General features: G+C 36.4%; 17 protein-coding genes and 2 riboswitches. Of the genes, 5 read left to right on the top strand and 12 right to left on the bottom strand.

Features of this window, described 5'->3' with window-relative positions:
* Positions 1-4: 4 nt before the first annotated feature.
* Together metH and COE49_RS11800 are read right to left on the bottom strand one after the other, a co-directional pair.
* On the bottom strand, positions 5-3,403 hold the full coding sequence (metH, locus tag COE49_RS11805) for a methionine synthase (protein WP_088230918.1): 3,399 nt from the start codon (positions 3,401-3,403) through the stop codon (positions 5-7).
* Positions 3,403-5,235: a bifunctional homocysteine S-methyltransferase/methylenetetrahydrofolate reductase gene (locus COE49_RS11800; RefSeq protein ID WP_088230917.1), complete on the bottom strand. Its 1,833-nt coding sequence runs from the start codon at positions 5,233-5,235 to the stop codon at positions 3,403-3,405. Before COE49_RS11800 ends, metH begins: the two co-directional genes overlap by 1 nt.
* 70 nt (positions 5,236-5,305) lie before the next feature.
* Positions 5,306-5,415: riboswitch (SAM riboswitch) on the bottom strand.
* Positions 5,416-5,617: 202 nt separating this feature from the next.
* A riboswitch (SAM riboswitch) is annotated at positions 5,618-5,727 on the top strand.
* A gap of 92 nt (positions 5,728-5,819) precedes the next feature.
* Here COE49_RS11800 and metI point away from each other — a divergent pair.
* The 4 genes from metI to COE49_RS11780 all read left to right on the top strand — a co-directional run bounded on the left by metI (position 5,820) and on the right by COE49_RS11780 (position 9,500).
* The gene (metI, locus tag COE49_RS11795) at positions 5,820-6,932 is read left to right on the top strand and encodes a cystathionine gamma-synthase/O-acetylhomoserine thiolyase (protein WP_088230916.1); all 1,113 of its coding nucleotides are present in this window, start codon (positions 5,820-5,822) and stop codon (positions 6,930-6,932) included.
* On the top strand, positions 6,929-8,092 hold the full coding sequence (metC, locus tag COE49_RS11790; protein ID WP_088230915.1) for a cystathionine beta-lyase: 1,164 nt from the start codon (positions 6,929-6,931) through the stop codon (positions 8,090-8,092). The genes metI and metC overlap by 4 nt, the downstream gene beginning before the upstream one ends.
* Before the next feature lie 169 nt (positions 8,093-8,261).
* Positions 8,262-8,774 (top strand): cysteine hydrolase family protein, encoded by a 513-nt coding sequence (locus COE49_RS11785; RefSeq protein ID WP_098945908.1) that lies wholly within the window; start codon positions 8,262-8,264, stop codon positions 8,772-8,774.
* Between the two features lie 435 nt (positions 8,775-9,209).
* The gene (locus COE49_RS11780; RefSeq protein WP_000894377.1) at positions 9,210-9,500 is read left to right on the top strand and encodes an ArsR/SmtB family transcription factor; all 291 of its coding nucleotides are present in this window, start codon (positions 9,210-9,212) and stop codon (positions 9,498-9,500) included.
* Between the two features lie 150 nt (positions 9,501-9,650).
* Here COE49_RS11780 and COE49_RS11775 read toward each other — a convergent pair whose 3' ends face one another.
* Together COE49_RS11775 and COE49_RS11770 are read right to left on the bottom strand one after the other, a co-directional pair.
* Positions 9,651-10,763 carry a class I SAM-dependent methyltransferase gene (locus COE49_RS11775; RefSeq protein WP_088230913.1) on the bottom strand — a complete coding sequence of 371 codons (1,113 nt, stop codon included), beginning with the start codon at positions 10,761-10,763 and terminating at the stop codon, positions 9,651-9,653.
* 9 nt (positions 10,764-10,772) lie between these two features.
* Complete coding sequence (locus tag COE49_RS11770) at positions 10,773-11,402, bottom strand: MBL fold metallo-hydrolase (protein ID WP_088230912.1); 630 nt, start codon at positions 11,400-11,402, stop codon at positions 10,773-10,775.
* Between the two features lie 170 nt (positions 11,403-11,572).
* Between COE49_RS11770 and COE49_RS11765 the strand changes: the two genes are divergently transcribed.
* Positions 11,573-11,746, top strand: a complete 174-nt coding sequence (locus COE49_RS11765) for a DUF2759 domain-containing protein (RefSeq protein ID WP_000524850.1) — start codon at positions 11,573-11,575, stop codon at positions 11,744-11,746.
* 79 nt (positions 11,747-11,825) lie between these two features.
* Here COE49_RS11765 and glcK read toward each other — a convergent pair whose 3' ends face one another.
* The 8 genes from glcK to pstA all read right to left on the bottom strand — a co-directional run bounded on the left by glcK (position 11,826) and on the right by pstA (position 19,274).
* The gene (gene glcK / locus COE49_RS11760) at positions 11,826-12,809 is read right to left on the bottom strand and encodes a glucokinase (RefSeq protein WP_088230911.1); all 984 of its coding nucleotides are present in this window, start codon (positions 12,807-12,809) and stop codon (positions 11,826-11,828) included.
* A gap of 19 nt (positions 12,810-12,828) precedes the next feature.
* Positions 12,829-13,029 carry a YqgQ family protein gene (locus COE49_RS11755; protein WP_000253699.1) on the bottom strand — a complete coding sequence of 67 codons (201 nt, stop codon included), beginning with the start codon at positions 13,027-13,029 and terminating at the stop codon, positions 12,829-12,831.
* A gap of 102 nt (positions 13,030-13,131) precedes the next feature.
* On the bottom strand, positions 13,132-13,710 hold the full coding sequence (locus COE49_RS11750) for a 5-formyltetrahydrofolate cyclo-ligase (RefSeq protein WP_088230910.1): 579 nt from the start codon (positions 13,708-13,710) through the stop codon (positions 13,132-13,134).
* Positions 13,711-13,814: 104 nt separating this feature from the next.
* A complete protein-coding gene (rpmG, locus tag COE49_RS11745) occupies positions 13,815-13,964 on the bottom strand; it encodes a 50S ribosomal protein L33 (protein WP_001265616.1) in 150 nt (49 codons plus the stop codon).
* A gap of 69 nt (positions 13,965-14,033) precedes the next feature.
* On the bottom strand, positions 14,034-16,388 hold the full coding sequence (locus COE49_RS11740) for a sugar phosphate nucleotidyltransferase (protein ID WP_098252982.1): 2,355 nt from the start codon (positions 16,386-16,388) through the stop codon (positions 14,034-14,036).
* 341 nt (positions 16,389-16,729) lie between these two features.
* Entirely contained in the window at positions 16,730-17,386 is a 657-nt protein-coding gene (gene phoU / locus COE49_RS11735) for a phosphate signaling complex protein PhoU (RefSeq protein ID WP_088231086.1), read from the bottom strand.
* A 177-nt stretch (positions 17,387-17,563) separates the two neighbouring features.
* Entirely contained in the window at positions 17,564-18,379 is an 816-nt protein-coding gene (gene pstB, locus COE49_RS11730) for a phosphate ABC transporter ATP-binding protein (protein WP_000226681.1), read from the bottom strand.
* A 28-nt stretch (positions 18,380-18,407) separates the two neighbouring features.
* Positions 18,408-19,274 carry a phosphate ABC transporter permease PstA gene (gene pstA, locus COE49_RS11725; RefSeq protein WP_088230908.1) on the bottom strand — a complete coding sequence of 289 codons (867 nt, stop codon included), beginning with the start codon at positions 19,272-19,274 and terminating at the stop codon, positions 18,408-18,410.
* Position 19,275: the final 1 nt, after the last annotated feature.

Here is a 19,275-nt window from a genome sequence, read left to right as displayed (position 1 = left end):
TACACTATAATACACTAAAATATCTTGCCTCAGGGTGAGAAAATACCATAGCCGTTACAGACGCTTCTGGCTCCATCATAAATCCTTCCGTTAATGAAATACCTATTTCTTCTGGATGAATGAGACGAAATAACTTTTCTTGATCCGCAAGTTCTGGACATGCTGGATAACCAAATGAAACGCGTATTCCTCTATACTTCGTGCGGAAACGTTCTTCCATCGTCAGTTCAGGTGAGTCCGGAATTCCCCAGCGGTCACGGATGAGCATATGTGTTTTTTCCGCGAGCCCTTCTGCTAATTCAAGCGCCAACGATTGAATAGCATGACTACGTAAATAATCACCTTTCGCTTTCCACTCTTCAGCAATGTCCCGAACGCCTTCCCCAACAGTAACAGATAAGAAAGCAACATAGTCCATCTCATCTCCAACTGGGCGTAAATAATCACCTAAAGTACGGTATGGTGCTTTTCCTTGCCTTGGGAATGTAAAACGCTCGATAACACGCGTATGATCTTCCGGATCATATATTACAATGTTTTGTCCGTCGCTTTGCGCTGGGAAAAATTGATACACCGCTTTCGGTTTTAACCAAGATTGTCCTTCTACTAATAACTCGTCTATTAAATCATTTAATTCATGCGCTCTTTTATCCCCTTCTTTCAAAAGCTTCTTCACATTTCCTTTTAATCCAAGATGATGTCCAAGTAGCATTTGTCTATTTAAAAACGGTGCGAGATGGAGGGCAGGAACATCTCGTAATACAATTCGTTTTGTTGAATCCGGCACGATAACCTCTGATTTTGGTAACGGCTCAATTACTACTGGAATTTCTACTTTCTTCTCTTCTTTTGTTACGATATGAAGATGACGTTCTTTTTTATCCTGCTTCATCTTCTCACGCTCTTCTTCTTTTTGAAGCCTATTAATAATATCAAGCCCGGTCATCGCATCACTCGCATAACATACGAGTCCTTTATAGGATGGCGAAATGCGATTATCTGTAAATTTTCTCGTTAACGCTGCCCCGCCTACAACGATTGGAATATCAATATTTGCCGCTTTTAAATCTTCAGCCGTCGTTACCATTTGTTGCGCTGATTTTACTAATAACCCAGAAAGACCAATAATATCAGGCTTCTTTTCTTGTACTTCTTGAACAATTCGATCCGAACGAACATTGATTCCTAAATTAATAATCTCATATCCGTTATTCGCTAAAATAATTTCAACAAGATTTTTCCCAATATCATGCACATCACCTTTTACAGTTGCTAATAATACTTTCCCTTTTTTCGCACTATCGCTAGATTCCATATGTGGCTCTAAATAACTTACGGCAGCTTTCATACTTTCAGCACTTTGCAATACTTCAGCAACGATAAGCTCATTATTATTAAATAATCGTCCCACCTCATCCATTCCTGTCATAAGCGGACCATTAATAATATCAAGAGGTTTCCTGCCTTCTTCAAGAGCAAGACTTAAATCCTCGTGTAACCCTTGTTTCGTACCTTCTACAATATAATTTGCTAGTCGCTCATCGAGAGTTAACGTTTCTTGCACAACGACATCTTTCTTTTTTGCCGCGCGATAGAAATTTGTAAATTCTTCTAATGTCTCTTGCGTCGTTTCAAAAAGTAATGCATCTGCAAGACGTTTTTCTTCCTCTGGAATTGACGCATATCGTTCCAATTTTTCCGTATTCACAATCGCGTAATCTAATCCTGCTTTCGTTGCATGATATAAAAAGACAGAATTTAAAACTTCACGTCCAGCTGGTGGTAGACCAAACGATATGTTACTCACACCTAAAATTGTTAAACATTCTGGTAACGCTTCTTTAATAAGGCGAATTCCTTCTATCGTCGCTGCCGCTGAACCGATATATTCCTCATCACCTGTCCCTACAGGAAACACGAGCGCATCAAAAATAATATCAGACGGACGTATACCATACTTCTTCGTAAGTAATTCATAGCTTCTTTTCGCAATTTCTATCTTTCTTTCTGCACTTACAGCCATACCATCTTCATCAATTGTTCCTACAACGATAGCGGCACCGTATTTTTGAAGAAGAGGTGTCACTTTTTTAAATCGTTCTTCACCATCTTCTAAATTAATGGAATTAATAACCGCTTTTCCTTGAATATACGTAAGAGCTCGCTCCATCACATTTTCATCTGTTGAGTCAATCATAATCGGTACTTTTAACACTTTCGTAACTTCTGCCAAGAAGTTTTCCATATCTTCTATTTCATCGCGGTCCGGGTCAGCCATACAAATATCAATAATATGAGCATTTTTCTTCACTTGCGCTCTTGCCACTTCAGCAGCCTCTTCAAATTTCCCTTCTGCTACTAATCGTTTAAATTTACGTGATCCAATAACGTTTGTTCTTTCACCAACAAATAACGGTCTCATTGAATCATCATATTGCAATGCCTCTAACCCACTAATCCCATGTCCTTCTCGTTCGTGGTGCTCACGTGGCTTAAGAGATGCTAGCGCGGATTTCATTACTTTTATATGTTCTGGCGTTGTACCACAACAACCACCGATAATATTCACCCATCCTTCTTCAGCAAAGCGCTTCACTTTTTCAGCGAGAGAAGAAGGAGATTCATGATAATGCCCATCTTCATCAGGAAGACCTGCATTTGGATAACAAGAAATGTAACACTCCGATAAATCAGATAGTGAACGAATATGTTCCCTCATAAACTCCGGACCAGTCGCACAGTTTAACCCAACCGATAACGGCTTCATATGCTCTACCGATAAATAAAAAGCTTCGATTGTTTGCCCTGCCAAAGTCGTTCCCATCGGCTCAATCGTTCCTGAAATCATAATAGGAACTGTTTTTTTCAGTTCTTCAAAAGCGGCTTGAATTCCAATATAAGCTGCCTTCACGTTACGCATATCTTGACTTGTCTCAACGAGTAACACATCAACTCCGCCTCTTAATAATCCTCTCGCCTGCCTTGTATAAGCTTCAGTTAGTTCTTCAAACGTAACTCCTCCTGTAACACTAATTGCTTTTGTTGTCGGTCCCATCGCACCTGCAACATATACTTCCTTTCCGCTTTCTGTAACAGCTTGCTTCGCCAAGAGTGTCGCTTTTTCATTTAGTTTTTCATCTAAATGAGACAAATCATAATCACTCAATACAATATTCGTAGCACCAAATGTATTTGTTTCAATAATATCTGCTCCAGCTTCAATATAAGCTTTATGAATTTTTAAAATGACATCTGGTCTTGTTTCTACTAAATATTCATTACAACCCTCGTACTCTTCTCCCCCGAAATCTTCCGCAGTTAAGTCCTCTTGTTGGATCATTGTCCCCATTGCACCATCTAATATTAAGATGTTATTTTTTAATTTTTCTTCTATACACTTCATCAATTAATACCTTCTTTCACTTCTTGCTTTTCTCTCACATATTTAACGAGATGTTCTGTAATTTCATATTTTAGAAATGGTGTAATAAGATAAATACCATTAAAATATTTCATCGCCGCATCGATCAATTCTTGCGAAATGTGAATCCCTTCCTCAATTGCTGCCTCTTTCGTTTCATGTCCATCCATTCTCTCCCTTATTGCTTCAGGTAGATTAATACCTGGCACCTCAAAATGAAGAAAGTCTGCATTCCGTTTACTTATTAACGGCATAATCCCAATAAAAATAGGTTGTTCCAAATGCTTTGTCGCTTCATATACTTCTTTAATTAAAGCAACATCATAAATCGGCTGCGTTAAAAAGTATTCTGCTCCAGCATCTATTTTTCGTTCCATTCGTTTTACTGCCGCTTTTAAATGCCGAACATGCGGATTAAACGCTCCTCCGACCGAGAACCTTGTTGCTGGACCAATTGATTTCCCTAAAATAGAACGTCCATCGTTCATTTCTTTAATCATTTTAATGAGCTCAATAGAGGACAAATCATATACAGAAGTGGCACCTGGAAAATCACCAACGCGTGCTGGATCACCAGTTAAAGCTAACACTTCTTCCATACCTAACGCCGATAAACCTAGTAAGTGAGATTGTAGTCCAATGACGTTATGGTCTCTACACGTTAAATGCGTCAATACTGGAATATCATGCTTCGTTAATAATGCCCCCATCGCCATATTCGAAACGCGAGGTGATGCTAATGAATTATCTGCTAGAGTAATAGCGTCCGCTCCAGCTCTTTTCAGTGCTCTTGCCCCTTCAAAAAATCGCTGTGTGTCTAGCGTTTTCGGTGGATCTAATTCCACTACAACTGTCGTTTGTTTCTTTGCCTTCTCGGCTAAAGTAACGTGGGCTTTCGAACGCTTCTCGTGTGTATGAACTACTTTTGGTCTTTGAATCGTGTCCTTTTCTATTACAGGTGTAACATTTAGAGTTGCACGCTTCATACATTCAATATGTTCTGGAGTCGTACCACAACAACCACCTAATAACCGAACACCTTGCTCAATAAATTTCGGTGCCATTGCTTCAAAATAAGCTGGGCTTCCCTCATATACGTAACGCCCCTCCACATAATTCGGGAGTCCTGCATTCGGATACGCTGACAAGTAGCCATTTTGAGGGATCGATATCATTTTCATGGCTTCTGTCATATGTAGTGGTCCTAGTTGGCAATTCAATCCAACGACATTTGCCCCATAATCTAAAAGCTGTTTTAATATTTCATTTACATCATTTCCATTTTGAGTCGTACCCGCCTCATGTAACGCTAATTGAGCTACAATGGGAATATTCGTTTGTTTTCGTAACACCTGAACAGCATGAAGTAATTCAAACTCATCATAGAAAGTCTCTAATAGTAATCCATCAACCTGTTCTTCTAGTAATGCACTTGCCTGTTCCAGTAACATAAATTCTCGCTCCATATCAGTTGTCGTAACAGCTCCGATATGTTTCATACCACCAATTGTTCCTAAAATTGCATTTCTTTCTGTTACAGATGCTTTCGCCAGTTTTACTGCCGCTCTATTAATTTCAGTAACTTGATTTTCTAAACCATACATACGTAATTTCGCTTCATTTGCTCCGTACGTATTTGTTTGAATTACATCAGCTCCAGCAGCTACATATTGTTTATGAATCGATATAATTAAATCTGGATCAGATACATTTAATTCTTCAAAACTACTTTGCAAACCGTGCGAATGCAATAACGTTCCAACCGCACCATCACCTATTACAATTCCTTTTGATAATAAATCTAGTAATTTCACGAATCTCCCTCATTTCTATCAATATAAAAACCCCCTCTTCACCGTGAAGAGGGGGACATAATTGTTCCGCCTCTTATTATGCAAAACATTCGTTTTGCAGGTATTAGCACCGTTTCAAACATTTCGTTTGAAGGTTGCCGGGTTTCACAGGGCCTTTCCCTCCACCGCTCTCAATAAGAGTTTGTCTATATATTTTATTTATGTAGCTAAAAGGAAATACGTTCCCCTTTTAACAATGTTTGTTAATTTTTTAATAAATTTAGCATGCACAAATACAAAAGTCAATGATACTTGCGTAAAAATAAAAATTATTTAAAATAAAGTTGCAATTCAATTATCTTTTGTTGTAAAGTTAAATCCATAATAAAATTTCATACAAACATTCTTATCTAGAGAGGTAGAGGGACTGGCCCTATGACGCCTCAGCAACCATTAACACTTGTTAATAAGGTGCTAATTCCAGCAAATTGTGAAAGATTTGACAGATGAGAAGAAGACTCTATTCAAACCGAAAGCCTTCTTCTTAGAAGGCTTTTTTTATTTATATTCACTTAATTGTTAATTTAAAAAGGAGGAATTTTCACATGTCAACTATTGAAACAAAACTAGCACAAATCGGAAATCGTAGCGAAACTACAACAGGAACTGTTAATCCACCCGTTTATTTCTCAACTGCTTACCGTCACGAAGGGATTGGTAAATCTACTGGTTTTGACTATTCACGAACTGGTAACCCAACTCGTGGTCTTTTAGAACAGGCAATCGCAGACTTAGAATATGGCGAACAAGGTTATGCCTGTAGTTCAGGGATGGCCGCTGTTCTCCTCGTTCTTTCTTTATTCCGCTCTGGAGACGAACTTATTGTCTCTGAAGATTTATACGGTGGAACATATCGATTATTTTCTGAACATGAAAAAAAATGGAATGTTCGATGTAGATACGTAAATACACAATCTATTAAACAAATCGAGCAAGCACTCACACCTAAAACGAAGGCTATTTTCATAGAAACTCCGACTAATCCATTAATGCAAGTTACCGATATCGCTGCTGTCGCAACTGTAGCGAAAAGACACGGTCTACTTCTTATTGTAGACAACACATTCTATACTCCTTATATACAACAACCATTAACAGAAGGCGCTGACATCGTACTTCATAGTGCAACGAAATATTTAGGTGGGCATAACGATGTACTAAGTGGCCTTGTCGTTGCAAAAGGAAAGAAACTTTGTGAGGAACTCGCTCATTATCACAATGCATCAGGTGCGGTCTTAAGCCCATTTGACTCATGGTTATTAATTCGTGGTATGAAAACGTTAGCGCTTCGCATGAGACAACATGAAGAAAATGCAAAAGCAGTTGTCGCTTATTTAAATGATGAAGACGGGGTGACAGATGTATTTTATCCTGGAAGAGGCGGCATGATCTCATTTCGTCTTAAAGATGAAACATGGATTAATCCCTTCTTACAATCTTTATCCTTAATTACGTTTGCTGAAAGTCTTGGTGGTGTTGAAAGTTTAATGACGTATCCAGCAACACAAACACACGCTGATATTCCTGAAGAAATCAGAACAGCAAACGGTGTATGTAATCGTCTTCTGCGATTTTCCGTTGGCATTGAAAATAGTAACGATTTAATTCAAGACTTACAGCAAGCCATTAAACTTGTAAAAGAAGGTGTAAGAATATGAGTTATTCCATAGATACACTCTTACTGCACAACCAATATAAACATGACTCGCAAACAGGAGCTGTTAACGTTCCCATCTATAATACATCAACTTTTCACCAATTTGATGTAGATACATTCGGCAAATATGACTATAGCCGGTCTGGAAATCCAACTCGTGAAGCCCTTGAAGATATTATTGCTTTATTAGAGGGGGGAACAAAGGGATTCGCTTTTGCATCCGGCATTGCAGCAATTTCTACTGCATTTCTCCTTCTTTCGCAAGGCGATCACGTACTCATTTCAGAAGACGTGTATGGAGGCACTTACCGAATTATAACTGAAGTGCTCTCTCGTTACGGTGTTTCACATACATTTGTTGATATGACCAATGTAGAGGAAATAAAGAAAAATATTAAATCCAATACAAAACTCTTTTATGTAGAAACACCCTCTAATCCACTTCTAAAAGTGACAAATATTCGTGAGGTTTCTAAAGTCGCGAAATCTATTGGTGCTCTTACTTTTGTTGATAATACATTTTTGACACCACTATTCCAGAAGCCACTTGACCTTGGCGCCGATATCGTTCTGCATAGCGCCACAAAATTCATTGCCGGTCATAGTGATGTTACTGCCGGATTAGCGGTCGTAAAAGATGCCGAACTCGCTCAAAAACTTGGATTTTTACAAAATGCTTTTGGTGCTATTTTAGGACCACAAGATTGCTCTCTCGTGCTTCGCGGTCTAAAAACATTGCATGTACGTCTTGAGTATTCAGCTGCAAACGCCAATAAAATTGCACACTATTTACAAAAGCACGCTAAAGTGCAAAATGTCTATTATCCTGGATTACAATCACATCCTGGATTTGATATTCAACAATCTCAAGCTACATCAGCCGGAGCTGTCCTATCTTTCACTTTACAATCAGAAGATGCACTCCGCCAATTTTTATCAAAAGTAAAATTACCTGTCTTTGCAGTTAGTTTAGGAGCTGTCGAATCGATTCTTTCCTACCCAGCTAAAATGTCACATGCGGCACTGTCGCAAGAAGCTCGTGATGAAAGAGGTATTTCGAATTCATTACTTCGGTTATCCGTCGGTCTTGAAAATGTTGACGATTTAATATCCGATTTTGAAAATGCCCTTTCTTATGTAGAAGAACCTGTAAATGCATAGGACGAATAGAAGATATGAAATTAAGTTTTCATATCTTCTATTTATGCTGTCTACCATATTCATTTTAATGCTGTTCTGTCTGTATAGTTCATAAAAAATAAAAGTTCATTATCTATTTCCAAGTAATGTATTAATTGATATATTAAGAATTAAAAAAGGAGTGAAAATAATGAATTCTTGTGCAGATATTTTAATCGTTATCGATTTACAAAATGGGGTATGTTATAACGAAGAGCATTTATTTGACTTACAAAACTTACTTACAAAAGTAAGTAGCAGAATTTCTTCATACAGAAACTCAAATAAACCAATTCTTTTCGTTCAACATTGTGATGATGATTTAGTACCTGAAAAAGAGATTTGGGCTATACATGCCGATCTAGATGTTCAAGAACAAGATTTTTTTGTAAGAAAAACACATGCAAATTCATTTTATAAAACAAACTTAAAAGAGATTTTAGATCAATTATCTGTACATCGTATTGAGTTTTGTGGTGCCCAAACAGAATACTGTATGGATGCTACAATTAAATTTGCTCACGGACTGGGATATGAAAACTTCATGGTACAGAAAACAACCTCAACGTTAAATAACCCATTCATGTCCGCAAAAGAAACAATTGAATTTTATGAGAATATATGGAATCACAGATTTCTAAAATTAATGAAAGATGAACACTAAAATACATAATCCCAATGTCTTAATACGTTTAAGATTTATCAGCTACATTCAAACATTTCATTATCACTATGAAGAAGCTAACTACATTCAGCTTCTTTGCTTTTAACCTGTTTTATATTCTATATATATCATTATAATTCCTTTGTCATATTATTTTAAAAATTTAGTATATTCATTTGAAAGAATAAGAAAATCATGATAAGATTGTGTTACAAATATATCTATATCTTTCAATTTTTAAAACGCATCGAAATTTTCACCCAAAAATGTCATTTTACAAAACCATGCAATTTTATCTACTTTATTTACATCCGGGTCTCTTTTCTTACAATTTCTTTACTTTAGGACTTTTTTTCTGCAACAACTGTTTTCTTTTCGTTAATTTTTTGGTATGTATAGTATGGTATAACAGCTCACACGGAGGTGGAAAAGAACATGTTAGAAACCTTTCAAAAAGAATTAGAACTATATGAAAGCAATGCAGAATTATTGAAAGTACTTGCTCATCCTGTTCGTTTATGTATCGTAAAAGGATTAATCGAGCGTGGTCCAAGCAACGTTTCTACAATGTACACTGGCTTAAACATGCCACAATCTACAATTTCACAGCATTTAGCAAAGTTAAAAAGCGCTAAAATCGTTTCTAGCGAAAGAAAAGGATTAGAAATTTACTACAAAGTAGAAAACGAAACAATTATTCAACTCGTTCGCGTATTATTAGGTTAGGGACTAATAAACAGAGAAAAAGGACGTATTCTATATTTTTCATCTCATATCTTTAATATATATATATCATGAGAGAAAATATATGATGCTACATAATTAATAGTCGTATAAAAAAACAAGACACAGAACTATATACTGTGTCTTGTTTTTTTATATGGTCACATATCGATTTAACTGTAAATGTTGCATATCTTTCGTATGTATCACAACATCAAAGGCACTCCCTAATCCTCCGTTCAAAATCATAGAACGAACTGCTCGATTTTGTTTTTGAGCTTCTGAAAAAGGATCCCGATCTTGATGACTCGTAAGCTGTTCTAATATTCCTGCCGCTAGCAAAAATTCAGATTGCTTCTTATGCCATACCACATTCATTCCTTGCAGGCTAAAAATCTCCTTCAGCTCATCCCAATGAATATGAGTAGTCAGATCCATTTCACCTGGGTATGCTAAAGGATTACGTATTAGCTTATGCTCGTAATACCCTCGTAAACTTCCTTCGCGATGTGCAGGGTGCATCCATTCTTCTTTTGTGTAGCCATAATCAACTGTAATACATATTCCCTTTCGAAACCATTTCGCAATTTCTTTTATATACCCTTCCATCGCGATCGGCACTTCAAAACGCTGCCCTTCAGCAATATGAATGTTATATTTCAGTAAATATCGGCCGATTCTTTTCTCTAAAGGTCTACATACTTCCGCAAGATTCCCTTCTTCATTGTATGTAATACGTACTTCATACAACATTCCATTTCTCTTCTCAATTACTTCCACAGGAAATGCATCAAATAACTCATTAGAAAAAAGGATCCCTTCAAATGATTCTCCCATTTCATTATAGGAGGTATAATACGACACATTATCAAATGAGAGAAGATTCTCCTGCTGTAATTTTCTATGAAAAGGGCTCACTTCGATTATTGAATAGCTTACATCCATAAAGGTTTCTGGAGATAGTTGCTTCCATTCTTGTAAAACATCATAGGCAAACTTCCCTGTTCCCCCACCAATCTCACAAATATTTGGAGCAACTTCACCGTTTTCCACAAGACGAATAAAAAACTTAGCAAAGGTTTTCGCAAAAACAGCTGATACGTTGCTACTTGTAAAAAAATCCCCTTGTCTTCCAATCTTTTCACGTTCTTTCATATAATAGCCATGTCCTTCTGTATATAATACAAGGTTCATATACGTACTATATGAAATGGAATAATCTTTCTCTTTCCCCATCCATTCTCTTAAAATGAGCTCCATCCCCATCATGACTCCTTATTGTAAAAATGGATTATTTTCTTTTTCAAAACCGATACTTGTCTCAGGACCGTGTCCACATAGCACCGCTGTTTCATCTGGTAATACAAATAATTTCTCTTCAATACTTCCAATCAATTCAGCAAAACTTCCACCAGGTAAATCTGTTCTTCCAATACTCATTTGGAATAATACATCTCCAGAGAACACCGCATTCGCCTCTTTACAATAATAAGAAATACTTCCTGGAGAATGTCCTGGCGTCTCAAAAATTTCAAAGCTAAATGAACCAATTGTTAACGCACCTTCTGCATCAATAATATGATCGGCTGGTTTTGCTGTAATACTGCGGTTCATCATAAAAATTTGAGAGCCATTTACAGTTGCATCTCCTAGCCAATCTGCTTCTTCTTTATGTACGTATACAGGAATATGGAAAGCGTCTCTTACCGCATCGACAGCACCAATATGATCAAAGTGAGCATGTGTTAATAAAACCGCAAGAGGTTTTATTTGTTCTTCTTGCAAATATGTCACGAGCTTTTCTCCTTCGTGACCAGGGTCAAAGATAATGCACTCATTTTGATCGTTCGTTAAAATATAAGCATTTGTTTGTAATGGGCCTAACGGCATTTGTATCCATTTCATATGAAAATCTCCTCCAGTTATTAAACTTACTTTTAATGATACAACATTTCTTTCTCTGAGGAAAAGAAAGGATGTTATCTCGACAATCATTTTTAAAACATGTACAATATAAAAGAGTAAATATTCTAAAAACTCATATTAAGGAATGAGTAGACAGAGGAGGATATTGTATGGGCCTTGTTATTATTTTTACGCTTGTCACTCTGTTAGCTGTATTTGCTACGCTTAGAACACTTCGCGAGAAGAACTTCTTCGCGGGCGGCTTTGCAATTGCAACTGTACTCGTTTTCGGATGGTTTACGATTATGACCGTTCTATATAACGGGTACCCTCCAGCAGCTTAATTCATTTACATGTTATTCTTCATCAAGATTTTGCACAAAAAAGGAAGGGCTTCCCCTTCCTTTTTTCATATTTCAAAGCTTATACCATCTTCGCTTCGTATTTGTGCTTTTTTACAAGCCAAGCTCCTCCGATAACACCTGCATCATTACCAAGTGTCGCAATGGCTAACTTCGTGCTCTTTACAGCGCGTGAGAAAGCATATTGCTCGAAATAACGTTGAATTGGCTCTAATAGTGCATCTCCAGCTTTAGATACGCCTCCACCAATAACAATTTTCTCTGGGTTCAACGTACTAGAAAGGTTCGCTACAGCTAATCCTAAATAAGAAGCTACTTTCTCTACTACTTCGCCTGCTAGTTCATCACCTTGGCCATGCGCTTCAAACACATCTTTTGAGGTAATACGCCCTTCTTCTGCTAACATAGAACGTAACATGCTCTCTTTATCAGTCTCTTGTATTTTTTGCATAGCAACACGTACAATACCCGTTGCAGATGTTACTGTTTCTAAGCAACCAGACTTTCCGCAATTACATGGGAAAGCATTCTCTGTAACGACTGTAATATGTCCAATCTCACCAGCAGCACCACTTATGCCGTGTACAATCTCACCATTAGTGATTACACCGCCACCAACACCTGTGCCAAGTGTCATACAAATTAAATCTTTTGCTCCTTCACCAGCACCTTTCCACATTTCACCAAGCGCTGCTAAGTTTGCATCATTATCAATCACAACAGGTAATCCTGTCTCGACTTCTAACAAATCTTTTAACGGATAGTTTTTCCATCCTAAATTAACCGCTTCATAAATCATTCCAGATGCCACATGTACAGGGCCAGGAGCTCCCATACCAATACCAATTAACTTACTTTTTAATTCACCTAACTCTTCTAACTTTTTATCAATTGCTTTTGCTACATCAAGCGTAATATGTTTTCCTTGCTCATTTGTATTCGTAGGGATTTCCCACTTATGTAAAATTTCGCCGTACACATTAATAAATGCTAATTTAATCGTTGTACCACCAAGGTCAACACCAACTAACCATTTCTCTTCCATGTTGCTTACCTACCTTTATCTAATTCTTATTTAGCTCTTTTTGAATTTCTTGCTTCAATAAAAATAAAGCTGTTTGATAGTCTTGTGGGTCGATTAGCTGTGATTGATTTAGCTCACGCAATTCATCTTGCATTAATTGTAAATCTGCAATTCGATCACCTGTATAAATAATCGTACCAAATTTCTTTAGCAATTGCTGAATATCATAAATAGATACCATTTCATCACCCTCTATGCTCACTTACTATAAAAATTATAATAAGAAAACGTTCACATATTTTATTATAATCAAGAAGAAAAAGTCTCGTCAATTTTTATTTGTCTATACAAGCCCATTTATAACCATTGTTCCTTTTTCTGTAATAATTTTTTCTACATTCTTATCAAATGGCTCTACTGGAATGTGTTGTACCATTTGAAAATTATAGGCTAATGATAACGTTTTCCCTTTATAATGCAAGAGATAACGATCATAATAGCCACCGCCATATCCAATCCGTTCTCCACGCTCTGTATAAGCTACGCCTGGCACGATTTGAAGGTCGATTTCATCCGCATCCACTTCTTCCGTAAGTACCGGAATCGGTTCACGTAAATTCATATACACGGTTTCTAATTGATCAAAATTATGAATTTGACGGAAAGTCATTGTCCTTGTCCCTCTATTACACTTCGGAACGACAACTTTCTTCCCTTCTTCCCAAGCTTTTTCGATAATAGGATATGTATTCACTTCATTTTCCATTGAGAGCGTGATGCCAATTGTTTTAGCTTCAACCCACTCTTTTTGCGCATACAACGAAACTGCAATTCGCTCTGATAAAGTTGCATACTGTTCTTCTGATAAAGAATTCATGTGCTTTATTATTTGTTTACGTAAACGTACTTTCTCTTCTTTCACACATTTTCCCCCTTACAGTGATACTTTTCTCTACGATGATAGTGTATCACTTTTAACAGAGGAATCGAATAAAAAAAGAAACAGTAGGAAAATATTCCTACTGCTTACTTTGTTTCACGGTGTAACGTAGACTTCTTGTCACGCTTGCAATACTTTTTAAGCTCGATACGCTCAGCGTTGTTACGTTTATTTTTCTTTGAGATATAGTTACGATCTCCGCATTCTGTACATGCTAGAGTAATATTCACACGCATTCTTATTTCCCTCCAGTACTAATAACTTAAATCAGACTATACCATAATACCACTTTTAAAATAAAAATTCTACACCTTTTGATATTGTCTAATTTTTTCTATAAGATTTTTCATATTTTCCCTTGCTATCACTGGGTTTTTAGCATGTGAATACACTAAAAATTTTGGCTGTTTTATGTCAGAAACGATATACGACCACTCTTTTTCTGCATATTTAAATTGTACTCCTTCAAATATCCCCTCTTCCTTTCTTTCCATATCAGCCAATAATTTCCTCATCACTTTCCCTTTCTCACTCCATGAACATACAACTTCATCATAAAGTAAATAGAGCGGAGGGGATTGCTCTACTATGCTGCGAAACGTTTTTCCCTGCAGTGCTATTAACTCGAATAATTTTCCAATTCGATATAAAATATCTCGCTTCCATCTTACCTGAAAAGATTTTTTTTCATCATGCGTATAAAATAGTAGGTAACACTCTCCTAATTTCAAAGACATAGGGTAAATGTTTCCAGCTGATTCAAGTAATAAATCTGGAATATCTACTTCTTCAAAATCTGTCCCTTGGTAAATGTTACTATGATGATCATATAACTCAAAATAATTCCCTTGCTCTGAAAACATAAGTGCCATATTTGCTTTACTTGATTTCATCAAAGCTTTCACATGATCTTTTTGTTCCCCCGCATAAATCCATGTAACTGTGCATCCAAGCCTTTGCAGAAAAAGCATAAGTAACTGTTGTAACATATCATTTCTCTTATTAATTAAAAGATGAAACTTTTGTGTTTGTATTTTCTCAATATCAATGTGCTCTAATACTGCTTCTATATACTCCTGTAACGAAACGTGGACCAAATTATTTCGTCCCATTTCTTTCTCACATACGTAATAAAACGACTCAGACATATATACTTGTTCTATCGCTTTTTGCTGCTTATACGTTAATAGCGCCCCATCCTTACCATACAACTTTATAACAACCTCTTTTTCATTTTCCACTTGAACGAAAACCCCACCTGCGCATTGCAAATTCTGAATACTATATTGAAAAAGTGACTCGTTCATTTCTTTGCATTCCATCGTATGAATCCCGATACCATGAATAGCATGAAGGAATAAATTTTTATAAGAAGTTGTCTCTATATTTTCTTGACTTCCAATTAATATGCTTTCCCCTTTTGCAAAAAGAGATCCATACGCCATCGCAACTTTCACAATGAATTGAGGAGTAATCTCAACATTACCTCTTCCTACAACGCGACTTTTTTGTAACCACCCTGCACCTTTTTCACTTTCTTGCACACCAGCCGATGCTACGATCGAATGACTATCAATCGCCTTATAGGGCCATAGTTTTCCTTTTTGCTTAATTACCGCACTTTTCCCTATATGACAACGATCCGCCACAATGCTTCTTTGAAACAGTGTGACATCATCTTCAACCATTGTGTGCTCTCCTATTGTCGTTTCTAAAAGTTCACAATACTTTCCAATGTGCGTATTTGCAAAAACAATGCTTTTTTGAAGATGAGAATAACTTGAAATGACACTATTTTTCCCAATAATAGAGTATGGCTCAATTACAGCTCCTGCGCCAATCGTTGCTCCTTCTCCAATAAAAGAAGGTCCATGAATTTTCGTTCCCTTCCCAATCGTCACACCTTCTCCCATCCATACCATCGGTAATACTTCCGTATACGGAATAGGTACTTGCAATTTTTTCGTTAACAAGTCAAATTGTGCTTGTCGATATTGATCAAATGTACCGATATCTAACCAATAACCTTCTGATAAATATGCAAATAACGCGTTCTTATTTGCCAATAGCGGAAACACATCTTGACTGAAATCAAAAAATTGCCTCTGCGGTATGTAAGAGAAGATATCTGGCTCCATAATATAAATCCCTGTATTCACAATATTAGAGACTACCTCATTCCAGCTCGGTTTTTCTATATATCGTGTCACCTCTTGTTCTTTGTTCATTACAACCAAACCGAAGGAGAGTGGGTTTTCTACTTCCTTCACAAACATGGTTACCATTCTTTTCTTTTGTTCATGAAATGCAATTCCTTCTGATAATTGAAAATCAGTTAATGCATCCCCGCTTATCACAACAAATGTTTCATCTAAAAATTTTTCCGCCTGTTTGATACTTCCTGCAGTTCCAAGCGGAGGAGAGTCTTCAAAATAGTACAAGTTTACTCCCCATTTACTACCATCACCAAAATATTGCTTAATGGCTGTACTCATATATTGCACTGTAATTGCGATTTCACGAATACCATGCTGACGTAATAATTCAATATTGTATTCCAATACTGGCTTTTCTAATAATGGTAACATCGGTTTTGGAGTATTACATGTTAATGGTCTAAGGCGTCTTCCTTTTCCTCCAGCTAAAATAACCCCCTTCATATACTTCAGCCTCCACTTATATAATGTTCAGTAACTCCATATACGTTATGTATATTTTCTACCCCGCATTAACTAGCTTAAGTTTGATTGTTTCAATGAATCATCACTGAGGGAACACGCTGATTAAAATTTCTTATATAAATATATCTTTCGCACTTCACCAAAAAAGAAAGCGCTTACTATTAACTTAGTAAAATAATGTTTACTATGTAACCAACATATACGTACTAATTTTTCGATTACATTATGATACATCTTATCATCATAAACTAAAGGAAACAATGAGCTTTTTTTGTCGTGTTTTGACTAAAAAAAGCAGGTGATGTTCACCTGCTTTTTATTTATTCATTTAATAAATAATGCTTTCCTTTCACTAAATAAAATACATTTTCGGCAATATTTGTAATATGATCTGCTACACGCTCAATATATCTCGCCACAAAGGACAATTGTGTAATTTGCGTAATTGTTTCTGGTTGTTCCGGAATGGAAGAGATAAATTCACGAATTGCCTTTCCATATATTTCATCAACGGAATCATCCATTTCAGCAATTTGTTTTGCAATAGTTAAATTTTCTTGCTCATATGCTTCCAATGCTAAAGTTAACATCTTATGAGCAATTTCAAACATTTCGTCAAGATTTTGCAAACTAACTGTCACTTCTTTTTCTCCAAGACGAATTGTAGATTTCGCAATATTTACAGCATGATCTGCAATACGCTCTAAATCTGTTGCTGTTTTAATTGAAATAAAAATTCTTCGTAAATCACTTGCTACAGGCTGCTGCTTCGTAATAAGCATAAGTGCAAGATCATTTATTTCCTCTTCTAAATTATCCATACGATAATCACCATCTATAACCTCTAACGCTTTCTCTACATCTCTTGTATGCAAACCTTCCATCGCAAGTAATAAAGCTTCTCTCGCTAGTTCACCTAGCTCAATTACCTTTTGCTGTAACGTTTTTAAATCCCATTGAAACTGTTCTCTTACCATTGTTTCTTCCCCCTCAATATTATTATGTGCCATTATATATAAATCCCCTACGTAGCCCTTACTTACACCTGTAATAAGCTTTAAGATAGGAGAAGTATTCATTCTCTATTAAAATGAGGTAAAAATAAGAAATACCCTCTGTTAAGAGGGTATTTACTCTTATCCTTGCTAGCGCAATCAACCAAATCGGCCTGTAATATAATCTTCTGTTCGTTTATCTGAAGGTGTCGTAAATAATTTGTTTGTATCTGTATATTCCACAACTTCTCCACTTAAGAAGAAAGCAGTTTTGTCTGAAATACGTGCTGCTTGTTGCATGTTATGCGTCACAATAACGATGCTAAAGTCTTTCTTTAACTCTTGAATAAGTTCTTCTACTTTTAATGTTGAGATTGGATCTAACGCCGATGTTGGCTCATCCATTAAAATAACGTCCGGCTCAATCGCTAAACAACGTGCAATACATAAACGTTGTTGCTGTCCACCAGATAAACCATATGCATTATCGTGCAAGCGATCTTTCAACTCATCCCAAATCGCTGCTCCACGTAAACTTTTTTCAACAATTTCATCCAATGTTTTTTTGTCACGAATACCATGAATTTTCGGGCCGTATGCTACATTTTCATAAATAGATTTTGGAAATGGATTTGGCTTTTGGAATACCATTCCTACATGCGTTCGTAATTCTTCAACTGGATATGATTTATCAAATATGTTGCGTTCTCTATATTCAATTACACCTGTAGTTCGAACGATAGGTACTAACTCTACCATACGATTTAATGTTTTTAAGTACGTTGATTTACCACAACCACTTGGGCCGATAATTGCTGTAACTTCATTCTCATGAATACTTAAGTTAATATCCTTTAAAGCATGGTCTTCTCCGTACCATAAATTTAAGTTTTTCGTATCAAATACTACTTTCTTTGGTGCAGTCTCGATTTTCTCTTCGTTTTTCACCTGTACATTTACTACCGTTGCTACCATTTGAATTCCCCTTTCATCCACTTCCAACTTATTTTCGATTTCGTAACCATAAGACAAATATATTGATAAAGAGCAACAAACCTAACAAAACAATCATCCCAGCTGCTGCTACGTACTGAAATTCTTCTTGTGGTCTACTCATCCAATTAAAAATTTGAATTGGTAAAACTGTAAACCGATCAAACATACTAAATGGAACATAGTTTGCAAATGCAAGCGCTCCGATAACTAACAGCGGTGCCGCTTCTCCAATTGCTCTTGATAGGGCTAACGTACACCCTGTTATAATGCCTGGAAAAGCATACGGCAATACAACTTGATACATCGTTTGCCACTTCGTAGCACCTAATCCATAAGAAGCCTCTAATAATGAACTTGGTACAGACCTAATTGCTTCTTGACTAGCCACAACAACTGTTGGTAACACGAGCAAGCTCATCGTCAGTGCCGCTGCGACGATACTCTCTCCTAAATGAAGAGCATATACAAAAATGGTTAAGCCGAGTAATCCATATACAACGGAAGGTACTCCTGCTAACGTTTGATTATTAATTTCTATTATCTTTTTAAATATGGATTCCTTCGCATATCGCTCTAAATAAAGGGCAGTTCCGACTCCCAATAGAAACGAGACGGGTATAACAATGCTCATAAATAATATTGTTCCTGACAAAGCTGCAGCAATACCAGCTTCTCTCGGATTACGCGAAGCGAAGTTTGTAAAAAAATCTATGGAAAGATAACTTATACCTTTTTCAAAGATTTGAAAAAGCAAAATAAACAGTATTACTATCGAAAACAAAATTGCAATATAAAATGACAATTTGTAAATTCGGTCTTTTAAAAAACGAGATGCCATATTTTCTTGTATTTTTTTTTGATTCAACATTCGCATA

The organism is Bacillus sp. AFS029637, from assembly GCF_002584985.1.
Lineage (GTDB): Bacteria > Bacillota > Bacilli > Bacillales > Bacillaceae_G > Bacillus_A.
This window is presented reverse-complemented; position numbering and strand designations above follow the sequence as displayed.

Excerpts from the sequence above, each read along its gene's own strand:
- metH (WP_088230918.1), bottom strand. The coding sequence starts at position 3,403 with ATGAAGTGTATAGAAGAAAAATTAAAAAATAACATCTTAATATTAGAT.
- metI (WP_088230916.1), top strand. The coding sequence starts at position 5,820 with ATGTCAACTATTGAAACAAAACTAGCACAAATCGGAAATCGTAGCGAA.
- metC (WP_088230915.1), top strand. The coding sequence starts at position 6,929 with ATGAGTTATTCCATAGATACACTCTTACTGCACAACCAATATAAACAT.
- COE49_RS11785 (WP_098945908.1), top strand. The coding sequence starts at position 8,262 with ATGAATTCTTGTGCAGATATTTTAATCGTTATCGATTTACAAAATGGG.
- COE49_RS11780 (WP_000894377.1), top strand. The coding sequence starts at position 9,210 with ATGTTAGAAACCTTTCAAAAAGAATTAGAACTATATGAAAGCAATGCA.
- COE49_RS11775 (WP_088230913.1), bottom strand. The coding sequence starts at position 10,763 with ATGGGGATGGAGCTCATTTTAAGAGAATGGATGGGGAAAGAGAAAGAT.
- COE49_RS11770 (WP_088230912.1), bottom strand. The coding sequence starts at position 11,402 with ATGAAATGGATACAAATGCCGTTAGGCCCATTACAAACAAATGCTTAT.
- COE49_RS11765 (WP_000524850.1), top strand. The coding sequence starts at position 11,573 with ATGGGCCTTGTTATTATTTTTACGCTTGTCACTCTGTTAGCTGTATTT.
- glcK (WP_088230911.1), bottom strand. The coding sequence starts at position 12,809 with ATGGAAGAGAAATGGTTAGTTGGTGTTGACCTTGGTGGTACAACGATT.
- COE49_RS11755 (WP_000253699.1), bottom strand. The coding sequence starts at position 13,029 with ATGGTATCTATTTATGATATTCAGCAATTGCTAAAGAAATTTGGTACG.
- rpmG (WP_001265616.1), bottom strand. The coding sequence starts at position 13,964 with ATGCGTGTGAATATTACTCTAGCATGTACAGAATGCGGAGATCGTAAC.
- COE49_RS11740 (WP_098252982.1), bottom strand. The coding sequence starts at position 16,388 with ATGAAGGGGGTTATTTTAGCTGGAGGAAAAGGAAGACGCCTTAGACCA.
- phoU (WP_088231086.1), bottom strand. The coding sequence starts at position 17,386 with ATGGTAAGAGAACAGTTTCAATGGGATTTAAAAACGTTACAGCAAAAG.
- pstB (WP_000226681.1), bottom strand. The coding sequence starts at position 18,379 with ATGGTAGCAACGGTAGTAAATGTACAGGTGAAAAACGAAGAGAAAATC.
- pstA (WP_088230908.1), bottom strand. The coding sequence starts at position 19,274 with ATGCGAATGTTGAATCAAAAAAAAATACAAGAAAATATGGCATCTCGT.